General features: G+C 74.5%; 17 protein-coding genes. 8 read left to right on the forward strand and 9 right to left on the reverse strand.

Annotated features, from left to right (window positions below):
• The first annotated feature begins 79 nt into the window (after positions 1 to 79).
• Both lon and ACRAKJ_RS35180 read left to right on the forward strand, forming a co-directional pair.
• Entirely contained in the window at positions 80 to 2,434 is a 2,355-nt protein-coding gene (gene lon, locus ACRAKJ_RS35175) for an endopeptidase La (protein WP_447008801.1), read from the forward strand.
• Between the two features lie 196 nt (positions 2,435 to 2,630).
• Complete coding sequence (locus tag ACRAKJ_RS35180) at positions 2,631 to 3,122, forward strand: HIRAN domain-containing protein (RefSeq protein ID WP_438925656.1); 492 nt, start codon at positions 2,631 to 2,633, stop codon at positions 3,120 to 3,122.
• Positions 3,123 to 3,236: 114 nt separating this feature from the next.
• On the opposite strand, the gene ACRAKJ_RS35185 is transcribed toward ACRAKJ_RS35180, so the two are convergent.
• On the reverse strand, positions 3,237 to 3,728 hold the full coding sequence (locus ACRAKJ_RS35185; protein WP_438925657.1) for an AMIN-like domain-containing (lipo)protein: 492 nt from the start codon (positions 3,726 to 3,728) through the stop codon (positions 3,237 to 3,239).
• Between the two features lie 147 nt (positions 3,729 to 3,875).
• Between ACRAKJ_RS35185 and ACRAKJ_RS35190 the strand changes: the two genes are divergently transcribed.
• Entirely contained in the window at positions 3,876 to 4,403 is a 528-nt protein-coding gene (locus ACRAKJ_RS35190; protein ID WP_438925658.1) for a YbhB/YbcL family Raf kinase inhibitor-like protein, read from the forward strand.
• 40 nt (positions 4,404 to 4,443) lie between these two features.
• Positions 4,444 to 5,817, forward strand: coding sequence for a mycothione reductase (locus tag ACRAKJ_RS35195; RefSeq protein WP_438925659.1), 1,374 nt, complete (start codon positions 4,444 to 4,446; stop codon positions 5,815 to 5,817).
• A gap of 108 nt (positions 5,818 to 5,925) precedes the next feature.
• On the opposite strand, the gene ACRAKJ_RS35200 is transcribed toward ACRAKJ_RS35195, so the two are convergent.
• The gene (locus ACRAKJ_RS35200) at positions 5,926 to 7,140 is read right to left on the reverse strand and encodes an MFS transporter (RefSeq protein ID WP_438925676.1); all 1,215 of its coding nucleotides are present in this window, start codon (positions 7,138 to 7,140) and stop codon (positions 5,926 to 5,928) included.
• A 125-nt stretch (positions 7,141 to 7,265) separates the two neighbouring features.
• Here ACRAKJ_RS35200 and ACRAKJ_RS35205 point away from each other — a divergent pair, with 125 nt between their 5' ends.
• Entirely contained in the window at positions 7,266 to 7,937 is a 672-nt protein-coding gene (locus ACRAKJ_RS35205; protein WP_438925660.1) for an FCD domain-containing protein, read from the forward strand.
• 97 nt (positions 7,938 to 8,034) lie between these two features.
• On the opposite strand, the gene ACRAKJ_RS35210 is transcribed toward ACRAKJ_RS35205, so the two are convergent.
• A complete protein-coding gene (locus tag ACRAKJ_RS35210) occupies positions 8,035 to 8,943 on the reverse strand; it encodes a LysR substrate-binding domain-containing protein (protein WP_438925661.1) in 909 nt (302 codons plus the stop codon).
• A gap of 49 nt (positions 8,944 to 8,992) precedes the next feature.
• Here ACRAKJ_RS35210 and ACRAKJ_RS35215 point away from each other — a divergent pair, with 49 nt between their 5' ends.
• Positions 8,993 to 10,009, forward strand: coding sequence for an EamA family transporter (locus ACRAKJ_RS35215; protein ID WP_438925662.1), 1,017 nt, complete (start codon positions 8,993 to 8,995; stop codon positions 10,007 to 10,009).
• A 31-nt stretch (positions 10,010 to 10,040) separates the two neighbouring features.
• On the forward strand, positions 10,041 to 10,985 hold the full coding sequence (locus ACRAKJ_RS35220; protein WP_438925663.1) for a pentapeptide repeat-containing protein: 945 nt from the start codon (positions 10,041 to 10,043) through the stop codon (positions 10,983 to 10,985).
• Between the two features lie 306 nt (positions 10,986 to 11,291).
• Here ACRAKJ_RS35220 and ACRAKJ_RS35225 read toward each other — a convergent pair whose 3' ends face one another.
• Positions 11,292 to 12,851, reverse strand: coding sequence for a cobyric acid synthase (locus ACRAKJ_RS35225; RefSeq protein WP_438925664.1), 1,560 nt, complete (start codon positions 12,849 to 12,851; stop codon positions 11,292 to 11,294).
• Between the two features lie 7 nt (positions 12,852 to 12,858).
• Between ACRAKJ_RS35225 and ACRAKJ_RS35230 the strand changes: the two genes are divergently transcribed.
• On the forward strand, positions 12,859 to 13,557 hold the full coding sequence (locus ACRAKJ_RS35230) for an alpha/beta fold hydrolase (protein WP_438925665.1): 699 nt from the start codon (positions 12,859 to 12,861) through the stop codon (positions 13,555 to 13,557).
• Here ACRAKJ_RS35230 and map read toward each other — a convergent pair.
• From map to ACRAKJ_RS35255, 5 genes are all read right to left on the reverse strand, one after another.
• On the reverse strand, positions 13,544 to 14,401 hold the full coding sequence (gene map, locus ACRAKJ_RS35235) for a type I methionyl aminopeptidase (RefSeq protein WP_438925666.1): 858 nt from the start codon (positions 14,399 to 14,401) through the stop codon (positions 13,544 to 13,546). The two genes, ACRAKJ_RS35230 and map, sit on opposite strands and share 14 nt — an antisense overlap.
• 47 nt (positions 14,402 to 14,448) lie before the next feature.
• Positions 14,449 to 14,601, reverse strand: coding sequence for a hypothetical protein (locus ACRAKJ_RS35240; RefSeq protein WP_438925667.1), 153 nt, complete (start codon positions 14,599 to 14,601; stop codon positions 14,449 to 14,451).
• Between the two features lie 72 nt (positions 14,602 to 14,673).
• Positions 14,674 to 14,856 carry a hypothetical protein gene (locus ACRAKJ_RS35245; protein WP_438925668.1) on the reverse strand — a complete coding sequence of 61 codons (183 nt, stop codon included), beginning with the start codon at positions 14,854 to 14,856 and terminating at the stop codon, positions 14,674 to 14,676.
• Positions 14,853 to 15,119, reverse strand: a complete 267-nt coding sequence (locus ACRAKJ_RS35250; RefSeq protein WP_438925669.1) for a type II toxin-antitoxin system Phd/YefM family antitoxin — start codon at positions 15,117 to 15,119, stop codon at positions 14,853 to 14,855. Before ACRAKJ_RS35250 ends, ACRAKJ_RS35245 begins: the two co-directional genes overlap by 4 nt.
• Positions 15,120 to 15,152: 33 nt before the next feature.
• Entirely contained in the window at positions 15,153 to 16,952 is a 1,800-nt protein-coding gene (locus tag ACRAKJ_RS35255) for a penicillin-binding transpeptidase domain-containing protein (RefSeq protein ID WP_438925670.1), read from the reverse strand.
• Positions 16,953 to 16,965: the final 13 nt, after the last annotated feature.

The following is a 16,965-nucleotide window of genomic DNA, read 5'->3' on the forward strand; positions in this document are numbered from 1 at the left end:
CGCTCAGGGCGAACACCTACCGGAAACAAACCCGGGCTCACCTTGGTTGAGCCAATCAGACTCAACTTTGGAGGAGATCATGGGCGAGACGTTGGCGCTCCCGGTGCTGCCGCTGGACGACGTGGTCGTGCTGCCCGGCATGGTGGTGCCGATCCGGTTGAGCGGCTCGGACGCCACCTCCGAGGCCCGGGCCGCCATCGAGGCCGCCACCGCCGCGGGCGGTCAGCAGAAGGTGCTGCTGGTGCCCCGGCTGGACGGCAAGTACGCGAAGGTCGGCACGTTGGCGCTGATCGAGCAGGTCGGGCGGCTCTCCGGCGGCGAGCGGGCGGCCGTGGTGCGCGGCACGGAGCGCGTGCGCATCGGCACCGGCACGACCGGCCCCGGCGCGGCGCTGTGGGTGGAGGCGACCGTCGCCGACGTGCCGCCGGCCGACGACCGCACCCGCGAGCTGGCCCGCGAGTACCGGGCGATGGTGACCACGATCCTCCAGCAGCGCGGCGCGTGGCAGGTGGTCGACTCGGTGCAGCAGGTCGACGATCCGTCGGCGCTGGCGGACCTGGCGGGCTACGCCTCGTACCTGAGCGACACCCAGAAGGTGTGGCTGCTGGAGACGCCGGACACCGCGCAGCGGCTGGAGAAGCTGCTGGAGTGGGGCCGCGAGCACCTGACCGAGCTGGACGTGGCCGAGACGATCCGCAAGGACGTCAAGGAGGGCGTGGAGAAGCAGCAGCGGGAGTTCCTGCTGCGCCAGCAGCTGGCCGCGATCCGCAAGGAGCTGGCCGAGCTGGACGGCAAGCCGGTCACCGAGGAGCAGGACTACCGGGCCCGCGTCGAGGGCGCCGACCTGCCGGAGCACGTGCGCAAGGCGGCGCTGGCCGAGGTCGACAAGCTGGAGCGGACCTCCGAGCAGTCGCCCGAGGTCGGCTGGATCAGGACGTGGCTGGACACGGTCCTGGAGCTGCCCTGGAACAACCGCACGAGCGACAACTACGACATCGCGGGCGCGCGGGCGGTGCTGGACGCCGACCACGCGGGCCTGGACGACGTGAAGGAGCGCATCACCGAGTACCTGGCCGTGCGGCGGCGGCGCGCCGACCGCGGCATGGGCGTCGTCGGCGGGCGGCGGTCCGGCGCGGTGCTGGCCCTGGTGGGCCCGCCCGGGGTCGGCAAGACCTCGCTCGGCGAGTCGGTCGCGCGGGCCATGGGCCGCGAGTTCGTCCGGGTCGCCCTGGGCGGCGTGCGGGACGAGGCCGAGATCCGCGGCCACCGGCGCACCTACGTGGGGGCACTGCCCGGCCGGATCGTGCGGGCCATCTCCGAGGCCGGCTCGATGAACCCGGTCGTGCTGCTCGACGAGATCGACAAGGTCGGCGCGGACTACCGGGGCGACCCGACCGCGGCGCTGCTGGAGGTGCTGGACCCGGCGCAGAACCACACGTTCCGGGACCACTACCTGGAGGTGGAGCTGGACCTGTCGGACGTGGTGTTCCTGGCCACGGCCAACGTGCTGGAGTCCATCCCCGGCCCGCTGCTGGACCGGATGGAACTGGTGCAGCTCGACGGCTACACCGAGGACGAGAAGGTCACCATCGCGCGCGACCACCTGCTGCCCCGGCAGGTCGAGCGGGCGGGCCTGACGGCCGAGGACGTGTCGGTCGGCGAGGACGCGCTGCGCAAGCTGGCGGGCGAATACACCCGCGAGGCGGGCGTGCGGCAGCTGGAGCGCTCGCTGGCGCGGGTGCTGCGGAAGGTGACGGCGCGGGTCGCGCTGGACGAGGCGGCGCTGCCGGTGACGGTGGGCGTGCCGGACCTGCGCGGGTACCTGGGCTCGCCCAAGCACACGCCGGAGTCGGCGGAGCGCACGGCGGTGCCGGGCGTGGCGACGGGCCTCGCGGTGACCGGCGCGGGCGGAGACGTGCTGTTCGTGGAGGCGTCGCTGGCCTCGGAGGGCACCGGGGCGGCCGGGGTGGTGCTGACCGGCCAGCTCGGCGACGTGATGAAGGAGTCGGCGCAGATCGCGCTGTCCTACCTGAAGTCGCACGACGACCGGTCGGCCGTGCTGGCCGAGCGCGGCGTGCACATCCACGTGCCGGCGGGCGCGGTGCCGAAGGACGGGCCGTCGGCGGGCGTAACGATGACGACGGCGCTGGCGTCGCTGCTGTCCGGGCGGCCGGTGCGGTCGGACGTGGCGATGACCGGCGAGGTGTCGCTGACCGGCCGGGTGCTGCCGATCGGCGGGGTCAAGCAGAAGCTGCTGGCCGCGCACCGGGCGGGCATCACCACCGTGCTGCTGCCGCAGCGCAACGAGCCCGACCTGGACGACGTGCCGGCGTCGGTGCGCGACGAGCTGACCGTGCACCTCGTCCGCGACGTGCGCGAGGTCCTCGACCTGGCGCTGGAGCCGGCCACCGCGGGCGCGACCGCGGCGGCCTGACCACCGCCGGACCCGGAGCCCCGGCGACCCCCGCGGTCGCCGGGGCTCCGGCACGCGCCGACCCGCGTTCGACCGGCACGCGGTGGGCCGTCGCACGGTCGGCCCAACCGCGTTGGGCCGACCGTGCGACGGCCGAAACGGAACGGGGCCGCGACCCGACAGGCGGCTGACACATCGCCGACGCGGAGGTCCCGCCGTGCACCGGACAACACCAGTGGTCGTCGCCCTCGTCACCGTCTCGGTGGCGCTCGCCCTCACCCTCGCCGTCGGCCCGGTCGGCCTCGCCGCGAGCGCGGTGGCGGGCGTGCTGGCGGTGTTCCTGCTGATCAGGCACCGGACGTCGAACGCCGCGCTACCCAGGCCGGTGCCCCTGCCGGTGCCCGGCCCGCTGGACGTGGTCGGCGAGGCCGGGCACCAGGCGGAGCTGGCCCGCTTCACCGACCGCGAGACGACCGCCCTGCTGGTCCCCGAACCCTCGAACCCCTACGACCCGCACGCGGTGCGCGTCGACCTGCTGGACGCCGACGGCACGCCCGCCAAGGTCGGCTACCTGTCCCGCGCGGCGGCCCGGCGCCACCAGCCGCTGCTGTCCGAGCTGGCCAGGCGCGGCGAGGTCGCGTCCTGCCCGGCGCACGTCGCCCGCGGCGCGCTCGGCCTGCACGGCGTGCGCCTGATCACGACCGGCTGACCGCGCGGCCCCGGTTCCCCCCGACCCGGTTCCCCCCGACCCGGTTTCCCGACCCGGTGACCGCGCGGCTCGACGCCGGGCGGCCCGGCGCCGGGTGGCTCACTGCCGGGCGGCTCAGTGCCCGACGTCGATCACGACGCGGGTGGGCGCGTCGAGCAGGAACACGCGGTGCCACGAGTCGCGGGCCGCGCCGAGGCCCACGGTCAGGTTGGCCTCGAAGTCACCGGTGATCGCGACCGCCCGCACGTTCGCCAGCGCGGGCGTGGTGAAGGTCCGCGGACCGGTGTAGGTCGGCGTGCCGGCGTCGTCGTGCGCGGCGGCGGGCGCCATGCGCACCTCCAGGAAGTACGGGCCCGGCAGGTCCACGGGGTTGCCGGAGCCGTCCTCGACGAGCTGGTCGACGCAGCGGACGAAGAACTCCGGCCGGTGGCCGGCCAGGTCGAGCACGACGCGGTCGAAGTCGGCGTGCCGACCGGTGCGGATGCCGGTCAGCACGGGGGTCTGCGTCTGGGACCGGGTCTGGGCCGCGTCGGCGGCGGGAACGGCGCCGCCGACGGCGGCGAGGGTCAGGGCGAGCAGTGCGAGTCTTCGGTAGCGGCGGTCCATCGCGGCCCTCCAAAGGGCTCCTCCCCCCGAGCGGCTGCCAGGGGGTGCACCTCTCAAGACGTGTCGCGCGTCACACGGTTGCGCGGGGGTCGCCGCGACCCGGTGGAGTCCTGCGACGCCCCCGGGCCGGCGATAGGGTCGTGCGACATGAGCCTCGAACGCCCCGTCGCCCCCGACCCGTACGCGCTGCTGCCGCAGGTGCCGTCCTTCACCGTCTCCTCGACCGACGTCGAGGACGGGCAGGCCCTGCCGGAAGCCCAGGTGTTCGAGGGCGGCAACACCTCGCCGCAGCTGACCTGGACCGGGTTCCCGGAGGGGACCAAGAGCTTCGTCGTCACCTGCTTCGACCCGGACGCCCCGACGCCGTCGGGCTTCTGGCACTGGGTCGCGGTGAACCTGCCCGCCTCGGTCACCTCGCTCGACACCGGCGCGGGCGGGTCGGACTCGTCGCTGCCCGGCGACGCGTTCCACGTGCGCAACGACTACGGCACGCGCGCGTTCGGCGGCGCCGCCCCGCCGCCCGGCGACCAGGTGCACCGCTACTTCTTCGTGGTGCACGCGGTGGACGTGGAGCGGCTCGACGTGGACGGCGACGCCTCGCCCGCCGTGGTGAGCTTCAACCTGGCCTTCCACACGCTGGCCCGCGCGGTCCTCACCCCGACCTACGCGCACTGACCCCGGGAACAAGCGCCCCGCGCGCGGAGTTGGAGCCGACGTGAGGCACTTCGACCTGGTCATCATCGGCACCGGTTCCGGCAACTCCATCGCGGACGAGCGGTTCGCCGGCTGGAACATCGCGATCGTCGAGAAGGGCGTCTTCGGCGGCACGTGCCTGAACGTCGGGTGCATCCCCACGAAGATGTTCGTGCACACGGCGGACGTCGCCGGCGCTCCCGCGTCGGGCGCGCGGCTCGGCGTGGACGCCCACCTCGACGGCGTGCGGTGGACGGACGTGCGCGACCGGATCTTCGGGCGCATCGACCCGATCGCCGAGGGCGGCCGGCGCTGGCGGGCCGAGGAGAACGCGAACGTCACCGTCTTCGCCGGCACGGCGCGGTTCACCGGCCCGAAGACGCTGGACACCGGCACCGGCGAGACGATCACCGCGGACCGCTTCGTGATCGCCGCGGGCAGCCGGCCGGTCGTGCCGGACGTCGCCGACATCGAGAGCGTCGGCTACCACACGTCCGACACGGTCATGCGCCTCGACGCCCTGCCGGCCCGGATGACCATCCTGGGCAGCGGGTTCATCGCCGCCGAGTTCGCGCACGTGTTCTCGTCGTTCGGCGTGCGGGTGACGATCGTCGGCCGGTCGGACCTGCTGCTGCGGCACGAGGACCAGGAGGTGGCGCGCCGCTTCACCCGGATCGCCGCCGAGAAGTGGGACGTGCGGCTGCGGCGCAAGGCCGTGCGGGCCGAGCGGGTGGACGGCGTGGTGCGCCTGCACCTGGAGGGCCCGGACGGCGCGGAGGTCGTGGAGTCGGAGGAGCTGCTGGTCGCGGTCGGCCGCACGCCCAACTCCGACCTGCTCGACCTGGCCGCGACGGGCGTCGAGGTGCGCCCGGACGGCCGCGTCGTCGTGGACGAGCACCAGCGGACGTCGGTCGAGGGCGTCTACGCGCTGGGCGACATCAGCTCCGACCACCAGCTCAAGCACGTGGCGAACCACGAGGCGCGGGTCGTGCAGCACAACCTGCTCCACCCCGACGAGCCGATCGCCTCGGACCACCGGTACGTGCCGTCGGCGGTGTTCTCGTCGCCGCAGATCGCGTCGGTCGGCCTGACCGAGGAGCAGGCGGCCGAGCGCGGCCTGCGGTACGTGGTGGGGTCGCAGGCGTACGCGTCCATCGCCTACGGGTGGGCCATGGAGGACACGACCGGTTTCGCGAAGGTCCTGGCCGACCCGGCGACGGGCGAGATCCTGGGCGCGCACGTGATCGGTCCGCAGGCGCCGACCGTGATCCAGCCGGTGATCCAGGCGATGAGCTTCGGCCTGGACGCGGGCACGATGGCCAGGGGCCAGTACTGGATCCACCCGGCGATGCCCGAGGTGATCGAGAACGCCCTGCTCAACCTGCCGCTGGACTGAGCGGGGCGAGCACCCCCGAACGCGCGGAGACCCGGCCGGACCCCTCGAACGGCCGGGTCTTCCCGTGCAACTGTGACCGTGTTATCGGTACGGGCGAGCCGGGCGTTATCAGACGGTGCGCGGGCGGCCGGCCAGGTGGCCGAGAGCGGTCAGCAGCACCAGCAGGGCCACCAGGACCAGCATCGACGTCGTCCAGGTGCCCGTCGCGCCGCGCAGCACGCCGAACGCGAACGGGCCGCTCGCCGAGATCAGGTAGCCGATGCTCTGCGCCATCGCGGACAGCCGGGCGGTGTCGGCGGAGTTCGTCGTGCGCAGCGAGATCATCACCAGGGCGAGCGGGAACATGCCCATGCCGACGCCGATCAGGACGACCCAGAGGCCGGGCGCGGCGGCGGGGGCGAGGGCCAGGCCCAGGACGCCCAGCACGGACAGGCTGCCGAGGGCCAGGACCAGGCCGGACTGGCTCGGGCGGCGCGCCGCCAGGGTCGGGACGATCAGGCTGACCGGGACGCCGAGGACCATGGTGACGGCCAGCAGCAGGCCCGCGGTGGTGCGGTCGACGCCCGCGTCGCCGAGGATCTGCGGCAGCCAGCCCATCACGGTGTAGGCCAGCAGCGACTGGAGCCCGAAGAAGACGGTGACGACCCAGGCCAGCCTGCTGCGGAACAGCGAGCGGCCGGGGGTCGCGCGGCGGGTGGCGGTGCGCGCGGCGAGGCCGTGGCGGGCGCCGGCCAGCCAGATGAGCAGTGCGGCGAGGGACAGCAGGGCCCAGGCGCCGACGGCCGGCCGCCACGAGCCGAAGAACGACTCCAGCCCCGGCGTGAACGCGGCGCCCAGGGCCGCGCCGGCGGCGAGCGCGGCGGTGTAGACGCCGGTGACCAGGCCGACCCGGCCGGGGAACGACTCCTTCACGACCACCGGGATGAGGACGTTGCACACGGCGATGCCCGCGCACGCCACGAACGTGCCGCCGAGGACCGCCGCCGGGCCGTCGACGACCCGCAGCACGAGGCCGACGGTCAGCACGGCCAGGGACAGGCCGACGGCGCGCGCCATGCCGAGGCGGCGGCCGAGCCAGGGCGCGAGGAACGCGGCGAAGCCGAAGCACAGCGTCGGCACGGCGGTCAGCGCGCTGGTCCAGGCCGCCGACACGCCCAGCGACGTGCGCACATCGCCCAGCACGGAGGCGAGGCTGGTGACCGCGGGGCGCAGGTTCGCGGCGGCCAGCGCTACGCCGATCGCCAACAAAGTGCTGCCGACCAGGGCAACTTGACGACTCCGGCCCACCGCACCGGTGGCAGTGGCAGCAGGATGGTCCGCGATCGTCGCATTGGCACTGGGATCGGTGGCAATGTTGACGGACGACGGTGACACGTCCGACCGGGTCTGCGGGATCGTCACCGGATTACTATCGCAGACATGGGATGTTCGGATGAAAGGATGATGCTGTGCCGTTGGCCACTACCCGACGAGCGGGCCTCGTCGACCAGGTGATCGACCAGATGAGAGGGGCGATCGCCGCCGGTGAGTGGCCGGTCGGCCGCCGCATCCCGCCCGAACCGGAACTGGTGACCGCGCTGGGGGTGGGTCGCAACACCGTGCGGGAGGCGGTGCGCGCGCTGTCCCACGCCGGCCTGCTGGAGGTGCGCCAGGGCGACGGCACGTTCGTGCGCGCCACGAGCGAGCTGTCCGGCGCGGTCCGCCGGATGTGCGGCAGCGAGCTGCGCGACGTGCTCCAGGTGCGGCGGACGCTGGAGGTCGAGGGCGCCCGGCTGGCCGCGACCCACCGCACCGACGACGAGCTGCGCAGGCTGGAGGAGCTGCTCACCGAACGGGACGAGGCGCTGTGCGCGAAGGACTGGGCCAGGCTCGTGGAGCGGGACACCGCGTTCCACGTGCTGCTGGTGCAGTGCTCGCACAACACGCTGCTGGCCGAGCTGTACCAGGGCCTGACCGAGGCGGTCCGGGCCAGCATCACCGCGACCGTCGAGACCGACCACGACGACGACCAGGTCTCGCACACCGGCCTGCTGGACGCGGTGCGCGACCGCGACGCCGCGCGCGCCGCCGTCGAGGCGGGCGGCTTCCTGGAGGACCTGCTGGAGCGCCACAAGGACTAGCCGCCACCAGCCGCTACCAGCCGCGACGGCGGGACCCGGCGGCGACGACGGTCCGACGACAGGTCCGGCGACGGGTCGGCGGCGACGGGTCGGCGGTTCAGGCCGTGTCGCGCAGGTCCCAGCACTCCCTCAGCGCCGCCAGCGTGGCCGTCACCGCGGGCCGCCTGCCCGCCTGCGTGCGCCACACCGCGAACACGCGCCGGGTCGGCGTCGGCAGGAACGGCACCGCGCGCACCGACGCGGGCAGGGCCCCGCGCCCCAGCCGGGGCAGCAGCGCGACGCCGATCCCCCTGGCCAGCAGCGCCAACTGCGTCTCGTACTCGGCGACGCGGTGCGCCAGGTCCGGCTCCATGCCCGCACCGCGGAAGGTGTTCACCAGCCAGTCGTGGCAGATCGCGCCCTCCGGCTGGCAGATCCACCGCTCGCCGGCCAGGTCCTCGGGCGTCAGGGACTCGCGCCCCGCCAACCGGTGCCCGACGGGCAGCAGCACGTCGGCCACGTCCTCGCCGAGCCGCGCCCGCGACACCGGCTCGGGCACGGCGAGCCGCGCGTTGACCCAGTCGTGCGTCACGGCCACGTCCAGCTCGCCCCGCGCCACGGCCTCCAGCCCGTCCGGCGGGTCCAGCTCGACCACCCGCACGTCCAGCCGCGGGTGCCGCTCGTGCAGCCGCACGAGGGCGGACGGCAGCAGGCCGCGGGCGGCGGTCGCGAACGCGCCGACGCGCAGCCGGCCCACCGCCTCGCCGCGCTGCTCCTCCAGCGTCACCTCGACGCCCTCGACGAGGGCCAGCACCTGCCCGGCGGTGGTCGCCAGCAGGTGCGCCGCGTCGGTGAGCGCCACGCCCCGGCCGCGCCGCTCCAGCAGCGTGGTGCGGGTCTCGCGCTCCAGCTTGGCGATCTGCTGGGACACCGCCGAGGGCGTGTAACCGAGCGCGGTGGCCGCCGCGCCGACCGAGCCGTGGGTCGCCACCGCGTGCAACGCGCGCAACCGTCCGAGGTCCAACATGTAGCGATCCTAAACCGATTCCTTCAGAACTCGTTGCTGGTGCTAAACGATGGCAGCGCTGAGAGTGGACACCGTGAAACCACGCCACGCCGCCCTCGCGGTGCTCGTCGCCGTCGTCTGGGGCGTCAACTTCGTCGTCATCAAGGTGGGCCTGCGCGACTTCCCGCCGATCTTCTTCTCCGCGCTGCGCTTCCTGGCCGCCGCCGTGCCCGCGCTGTGGTTCGTCGGCCCGCCGCGCGTCGCGTGGAAGTGGGTCGTGGCCGTGGCGCTGGCGCTGGGCGTGGCGAAGTTCGGCCTGCTGTTCGTCGGCATGGGCGCGGGGATGCCCGCCGGGTTGTCGTCGCTGGTGCTCCAGGGCCAGGTGTTCTTCACCGTGCTGTTCGCCGCCGTGCTGCTGCGCGAACGGCCGCGCGCCGTGCAGGTGGCCGGGATGGCCGTGGCGGCGGTCGGCATCGCGGTCATCGGCGTCGACCACGGCACGAGCGGCCCGGTCGGCGCGTTCCTGCTGGTGATCGCGGCCGCGGTGGCGTGGGGCCTGGCGAACGTCGCCACCCGCCGCGCCCAGTCGCCCGACCCGCTCAACTTCATCGTGTGGGTGAGCGCGGTCGCGTTCCCGCCGCTGCTCGGCCTGTCGCTGGTGTTCGAGGGCCCGGCCGCCGGCCTGGCCGCGCTGCGCTCGCTCGACTGGGGCAACGTCGCCGCGATCCTGTTCATCGCCTGGGTCTCCACGCTGTTCGGCTTCGGCCTGTGGAACTCCCTGCTGCGCACCTACGAGGCCGCCGTCGTCGTGCCGTTCGCGCTGCTGGTGCCGGTGGCCGGGATGCTGTCGGGGTGGCTGCTGCTGGACGAGGAGCTGACGCCGGTGCGGCTGGGCGCGGGGGCGCTGGTGGTGCTCGGCATGGCGGCCACCACGCTCCGCCGACGCCCTCCCCGCGTGCGGCCGGAGCCGGGGCCGGCGGCGGAGCGGGAGCCGGAGCCGGCGGCGGTGCCCGGACCGGCGGCGGCGGTGCCGCTCGTGCCGTCGCGCGGTCCGGCCGCGGCCCCTACCGCTCTCCTCGGTGATTGACGATCGCCCGGCGGTTCGTTAAGCCGGACTGGTGGACCCCGGGGCCGAGCACAAGGTGTTGTCGGCGCGGACGATCGTGCTCTGGGGCATCGGGCTGGGCGTCCTCGCCGTCGCCTCGACGGCGGTGCTGGTGGTGACCCTCGGGTCGGGCAGCCCCGGCGCCCTGGCGCGGTTGGACGCGGTCCGCACGGCGGGCGGCATCGTGCTCGGCACGGGCGGCGCGGCGGCGCTGCTGCTCACCGCGCGGCGGCAGCGGTCGACCGAGCTGGACCTGCGGCAGAAGGACCACGACGCGACCGAGCGCCGCGTCACCGAGCTGTACGGCAAGGCCGCCGACCAGCTCGGCAGCGACAAGGCGCCGGTGCGGCTGGCCGGGCTGTACGCGCTGGAGCGGCTGGCGCAGGGCAACCCCGCCCACCGGCAGACCATCGTGCACCTGGTGTGCGCCTACCTGCGGATGCCGTTCACGCCGCCGCCGGAGGCGCGGGTCCGGACGCGCGTCGGGCCGCGCGACGCGCACCGCTACCAGGAGCTGGAGGTGCGGCAGACGGCCGCCGGCCTGCTCGCCGCGCACCTGCGGCCCGACCGGCCCGAGGCGTTCTGGGGCGGGATCGAGCTGGACCTGTCGCACGCCACCCTGGTGAAGCTCGCCCTGACGCACGCGCGGGTGCGGTCGGCGTCGTTCTCCGGCAGCACGTTCGTCGGGCCGGCGACGTTCCGCGGCACCGAGTTCACCGACGGCGCGGACTTCCGCGAGACGTGCTTCCGCGGGCTGGCGGACTTCCGGCGGGTCGGGTTCGGCGAGTCGGTGTTCCGCGGGGCGCTGTTCGAGGGCGAGACGGACTTCGGGGTGCACACCTCGGCGGCGCTGGCGGGCGCGCGGACCCGCGTCGGGACGGCCCGGCGGAAGTGGCCACCCGGGTGGGCGGAACGGCCCGGGGAGCCGGGTCTGGCCACGATCGTGCGCGTTCCGTGACCGGTATAGCCCGATCGGGCGACGTATCCCCCTGGTCCGAACCGGTACTTTCACAGCATGACGAGCCATGAGCGGAGGTGTGACACGTGCGCTTCCTGACGCCTTCGTCCCTCCGCCCGACGGCGGACGGCATCTAGGTCGTCCCGCGCGGACGACCCCGACATCCCGCACGACCGCGACCGCGCGGTCCTCAGGCACCGCCTCGTCGCCCGGCTTGGAGGTCGGGCACCGCGTGCCGCGGACCGGTCGTCGTCGAGACCCGGCGGTCCACCCCGCGACTTGGTGGTCGCGGACCTCGCCAGGCGCTCACGACACGGGCGGCGCACCCGCGGGCGGGATGACGGGCAGCCCCCTCGGGGCTCCGCGCTCCAGCAACCCCTTCACCGCGTCGGTGTCGAGGTGCTCGACGACCAGGTCCCCGAGCAGGTCCAGCTGCGCCTCGCGGCGGCCGGCGAAGTCGACGTCCGGCGCGGGCGCGAACCCGTCCCGCCCGGAGTGGCCCGCGGCCCAGCGCAGGAACGCGCGCCGGAACGCGTCGTTCTCCAGCAGCCCGTGCCAGTGGGTGCCCGCGACGCGCCCGCGCAGCGCGCCCTCCACCGTGCCGTCGGCGAGGGTCACCAGCCCGTCCTCGGTGCTGCGCGCGACCGTGCCGTGGTGGATCTCGTAGCCCGTGACGGGTTCGCCGAACGCCGTGCCGCGCGGCCGGTGCAGGGTCTTGTCCGCCTCGAACCGCACGTCCACGTCGAGCAGGCCGAGCCCGGCCACGGTCCCCGCGCGGGACTCCACCGGGTCGTCGATGCGCGCGCCGAGCATCTGGAACCCGCCGCAGATGCCCAGCACCGGGCCGTCGTGCGCGGCGACCGCGTCGGCCAGGCCGGTGGCGCGCAGCCAGCGCAGGTCGTCCACGGTGGCCTTCGAGCCGGGCAGCACGACGAGGTCCGCGTCGGCCAGCCGGGACGGCTCGGTGACGAACCGCACGGACACGCCCGGCTCGCACGCCAGCGCCTCCACGTCGGTGGCGTTGGAGATGCGCGGCAGCCGCACCACGGCCACCCGCAGCCACTGGTCGCCGCACGGCGCCGCCGGCCGCCCGAGGACGCCGTCCGCGGCGTAGGACAGCGAGTCCTCGGCGTCGAGCCACAGCTCCTCGCGCCACGGCAGCACGCCGTGCACCGGCCGGCCGGTGAGCGCGCGCAGCTGCCGCAGGCCCGGTTCGAGCAGCGCCGGGTCGCCCCGGAACTTGTTCACCACGAACCCGGCCACCAGCGCCTGGTCCGCCGGGTCGAGCAGGGCCAGGGTGCCGAAGAGGTGCGCGAACACGCCGCCGCGGTCGATGTCGCCGACCACCAGCACCGGCAGGCCGGCGGCCCGCGCGAGGCCCATGTTGGCGATGTCGTCCGCCCGCAGGTTGATCTCGGCGGGCGACCCCGCGCCCTCGCAGACCACCGCCTCGAAGTCGGCGCGCAGGCCCTCCAGCGTGGCCAGCACGGTGGTCATCAGCTCGGCCTTGCGCGCCCGGTAGGACAGGGCGGACACCTCGCCCACCGCCTTGCCCAGCACCACGACCTGCGAGCTGCGGTCACCGCCCGGCTTGAGCAGCACCGGGTTGAACCGCACGCTCGGCTCCAGCCCGCACGCGGCGGCCTGGAGGGCCTGCGCCCGGCCGATCTCGCCGCCGTCGCGGGTGACGACCGAGTTGTTCGACATGTTCTGCGCCTTGAACGGCGCGACCCGGACGCCCTCGCGGGCGAGCCAGCGGCACAGCCCGGCGGCCAGGACGCTCTTCCCCGCGTCCGAGGTGGTGCCCGCCACCAGCAACGCGCTGCCCACGAATGTCCCTCCGCCGTCGGTCCCGGCTGACATCATCCACGTCATGGTCGACGTCCCCGCCACCGCGGTCCTGGTGCACAGCCCGTACCTCGGACCCGCCAGCCTCCGCCCGCTCGCGCAGGTCCTGGCGTCCCTCGGGCACGCCGTGCTGCTGCCGGACCTGCGGGCGACGGTCAACGCCGCGCCGGTGCACCAGCGGCTGATCGGGGTGTTCGCGGACGCGGTCGAGGAGTCCGGGGTGACCGGCGACCTGGTGCTCGTCGGGCACAGCGGCGCCGGTCCGCTGCTGCCCGCGTTCGCCGACGCGCTGGAGACGCCGGTGCGCGGCCTGGTGTTCCTCGACGCCGACCTGCCCACGCCCGGCCGGAGCTGGCGCGACGACGCGCCCGCCGAGCGCATGGCGCACCTCAAGTCCATCGCGCGGGAGGGCCTGATGCCGCGCTGGGACCTGTGGTTCGCGCCCGAGGCGCTGTCCGCGATGGTGCCCGACGTGCGGCTGCTGGAGGAGATCGTGGCCGAGGCCCCGGAGGTGCCGCTGGCGTTCCTCAAGGAGGCCCGGCCCACCGTGGCGTGGACCGGGCCGTGCTCCTACCTGCGGCTGAGCCGGGTCTACGACGACGCCGCCGACCGGGCGCGCGGGCTGGGCTGGCCGGTGGTGTCGCTGGACGCGCACCACCTGGCCGCCGTCACCGAACCCGACCTGGTCGCCGAGGCCCTGGTGCCGCTGCTCAGCAGGCGGTGAGGATCTCCGCGCCGTCGTCCGTGACGACCAGCGTGTGCTCGAACTGGGCGGTCCAGCTCTTGTCGCGGGTGGTGACGGTCCAGCCGTCGTCCCACAGGTCGTGCTCGATGCCGCCGAGGGTGATCATCGGCTCGATGGTGAACGTCATGCCCGGCTCGATGACCGTGGGCACGTGCGGGGCGTCGTAGTGCAGCACCACCAGGCCGCTGTGGAAGGTGCGGCCGATGCCGTGGCCGGTGAAGTCGCGCACCACGCCGTAGCCGAAGCGGTTGGCGTACGCCTCGATGACCCGGCCCACGACGTTGAGCTGCCGGCCCGGCTTGACCGCCTTGATGGCGCGCATGGTGGCCTCGTGGGTGCGCTCGACCAGGAGCCGGACCTCCTCGCGCACGTCGCCGGCGAGGAAGGTGGCGTTCGTGTCGCCGTGCACGCCGCCGATGTAGGCGGTGACGTCGACGTTGACGATGTCGCCGTCCTCCACGACCGTCGAGTCGGGGATGCCGTGGCAGATGACCTCGTTCAGCGAGGTGCAGCAGGACTTCGGGAAGCCGCGGTAGCCGAGCGTCGACGGGTAGGCGCCGTTGTCGCAGAGGAACTCGTGCGCGACCGCGTCGATCTCGTCGGTGGTCACGCCGGGCACGATGACCTTGCCCGCCTCCTGGAGCGCCTGCGCGGCCAGTCGGCCGGCGACGCGCATCGCCTCGATCACCTCGGGCGGCTGGACCCACGGGTCGGTGTTCCTCTGGGGTTCCCGCCGGTCGACGTACTCGGGGCGTTCGATCCCCTCGGGTACCGGACGACGCGGGGACTGCACACCTGGCTGGAGGACGGCACGAACGGACATGCCCCCAGGTTACGACGCGTCGCGCGACGCGCGACGCGGTGTGCCCGCTACCCGGTCGCCCCCGCCGTGCCGGGTGCGGCGACGGGCAACCCGATCTCGTCGGCGGCGGTGAGGAGCCGCTCGTCGTAGGCGACGAACGCGGTCAGGCCCTCCCGCAACCGCGGGGTCGAGGCCAGGTGGACCGCGTCGGGGGACTTCACGGGGGAGCGGCAGCGCCCCGGCCGAGTCGAGGAGGTCCGTGGTCATCGTCACGAGGTCGAGCTCCACCAGGATCACGGTCGCGACGCGGATCGCGGCTTCCCCTCGGCCCGCACGGCGCGGACCAACTCCACCCGCGCCGGCGAGCTGCTGACCCTGCGCTGGTCGGGGCGCTCGTCGAGCCACGCGCGCAGGGCGTCGGTCTCCGCCTCGACCTGCACCGGCTTGGCCAGTGCCGAGGCGTCCAGGTAGATCACCGGCGCTCGTCCTCGCGCATCCGCCGCAGCACTTCCGGGATCGGCGTGCCCGAGGTCGCCGGCAGCGGCTCGGGGAACGCCCCGCCCCGACCGCGGAGCAGCTCGCCGTTGACGACCAGGCGGTCGCGCAGCGTCCGGACTCCGGCGGGCGGACCGATCTCCGCCACCACCCGCCCGTGGTCCGTGACCGCGATCCGCTCTCCCGCGCGCCTCACGTACTCCGTCGCGTGGTGGCGCAGTTCGCGCAAACCGACCTGATCCATGTGTAACGCCGCATCACGTGGATCTTGCTCCGTTCAGCCCAGCGCCCCCAGGAACCGGGCCGTCGCCTCGACCGCCGGGGCCGAGGAGTCCGCGCCCACCAGCAGGGTCGCGAAGGCCACGTCGCCGCGGTACCCGACGAACCAGCCGTGCGAGCGGGTGCCGTCCCCGAACTGGGCCGTGCCGGTCTTGCCCCGCACGTCGCCGTACGGCTTGAGCTGCGGCGCGGTGCCCTGGTCGACGACCTCGCGCATCATCGCCCGCAGCGGCTCCAGCACGGCGGGCGTCGGCGGGGTCGGGGTGTGGTCGGCCTTCGTCTCCCGGCCCGCCAGCACGGTCGGCACCGGCACCTTCCCCGACGCCGCGGTGGCCGCCACCACGGCCATGCCGAACGGGCTGGCCAGCACCTTGCCCTGGCCGAAGCCGTCCTCGGCGCGCTCGACCACGTCGGTGGCGGGCGGCACGGAGCCGGTGATGGTGGTGATCGCCGGGATCTCGTAGTCCACGCCCAGGCCGAACGAGTCCGCCGCCTTCGTCAGCGCGTCCGGCGCCATCCCGGCCGCCAGCTCGGCGAACGTCGTGTTGCACGAGAACGCGAACGCCGAGCGCAGCGGGATCGTGCCCTTGTCGAAGTCGTGGTCGTTCGGCACGACCCGGCGGCCGTCGATCGTGGTGCGGCCGGGGCACGGCAGCGGCGTGTCCGCGCCCGCCTGCCCGGAGCCGATCGCCGCCGCGGCCGAGACGACCTTGAACGTCGAGCCCGGCGGGTAGCGGCCGGTCAGCGCCACCGCGCCCTCGGCGTCGGCGGGCGCGTTCTGCGCGACGGCCAGCACGTCGCCGGTCGACGCGGACAGCGCCACCAGCATCGCCGCCTGCGGCACGGGCTCCAGCGCGTCCTCGGCGGCGGTCTGCACGGTCCGGCTCAGCGCGGTCCGGACGGCCTCCGCCGGTTCGGGCTGCTCCTCGTGCAGGGTCTCCACCTCGTCACCGGCCGCGCCCACCGTGTAGACGCGCACCCCGGCGCGGCCCGCGCTCTCCTCCTCGACCTCCGCGCGGATGGCCGGCAGGACCTGCGACCCGAACGTCCGCGACGGCGCGAGCAGGCTCGTCCGCGTGGTGAACCGCACGCCCGGCAGGTCGTAGATGGCGGGCTTCACCGTCTGGTAGTCCGCGTCGCGCAGCGCCGCCACCTGGTAGAGCTGCCCGGACGGGACCTGCGAGGAACCCTCCAGGATGGACCCGGCGGTGATCGCGGCGTCGATCGGGGACAGCGCCGAGGCCAGGGCGGCGGCCACCGCGGGCACGTCGTCCGCCTCCTTCGCGTCGAGCAGGACGGACACGACCTCCTCGGGCGCCAGCAGCGCCACGCCGTCGCGGTCGAGCACGGGCGCCGGGTCGGGCCGCACCTCGGCGCGGCCCAGCGTCTGCTCGGCGGCGAGCTTGGGGTGCACGACGGACGACGCCCAGTGGACCTTCCAGTCCTCGTCCTCGCGCCGGAGGTCGAACGCGGTGCGGTAGCCCCAGGAGTGGCCGTGCCCGAGGTCCCACTCCAGCCCCACCTCGGCGTCCGCCGTGGACGACTCGCCGGACGAGCTCACCCGCTCCACGGTGGTGCGCAGGCCGGCGGGCTTGAGCACCTCGCGGACCTTGCCCAGCAGCTCCTTCGCCCCGGCGGGGTCGTCCGTGACGCCCGCGGCGCCGTCGACGTCGCCCGCGGCGAGCTTGGCGAGGAACTCGTTCGTCACCTGGTCGGGTCCCGGGCGGGAGGAGAACAGTCCGCAGCCGCTGACGAGCAGCAGCACGACCCCGGACAGGGCCAGCGTGCGCGCGATCACGGCCCCGAGTATG

It is taken from the genome of Saccharothrix sp. DSM 118769, assembly GCF_052936295.1.

Bases quoted from the DNA above. Each gene is read 5' to 3' on its own strand.
- lon (WP_447008801.1), top strand. From the start codon at position 80: ATGGGCGAGACGTTGGCGCTCCCGGTGCTGCCGCTGGACGACGTGGTC.
- ACRAKJ_RS35185 (WP_438925657.1), bottom strand. From the start codon at position 3,728: ATGGACCGCCGCTACCGAAGACTCGCACTGCTCGCCCTGACCCTCGCC.
- ACRAKJ_RS35190 (WP_438925658.1), top strand. From the start codon at position 3,876: ATGAGCCTCGAACGCCCCGTCGCCCCCGACCCGTACGCGCTGCTGCCG.
- ACRAKJ_RS35210 (WP_438925661.1), bottom strand. From the start codon at position 8,943: ATGTTGGACCTCGGACGGTTGCGCGCGTTGCACGCGGTGGCGACCCAC.
- ACRAKJ_RS35215 (WP_438925662.1), top strand. From the start codon at position 8,993: ATGGCAGCGCTGAGAGTGGACACCGTGAAACCACGCCACGCCGCCCTC.
- ACRAKJ_RS35225 (WP_438925664.1), bottom strand. From the start codon at position 12,851: ATGATGTCAGCCGGGACCGACGGCGGAGGGACATTCGTGGGCAGCGCG.
- ACRAKJ_RS35230 (WP_438925665.1), top strand. From the start codon at position 12,859: ATGGTCGACGTCCCCGCCACCGCGGTCCTGGTGCACAGCCCGTACCTC.
- map (WP_438925666.1), bottom strand. From the start codon at position 14,401: ATGTCCGTTCGTGCCGTCCTCCAGCCAGGTGTGCAGTCCCCGCGTCGT.
- ACRAKJ_RS35250 (WP_438925669.1), bottom strand. From the start codon at position 15,119: ATGGATCAGGTCGGTTTGCGCGAACTGCGCCACCACGCGACGGAGTAC.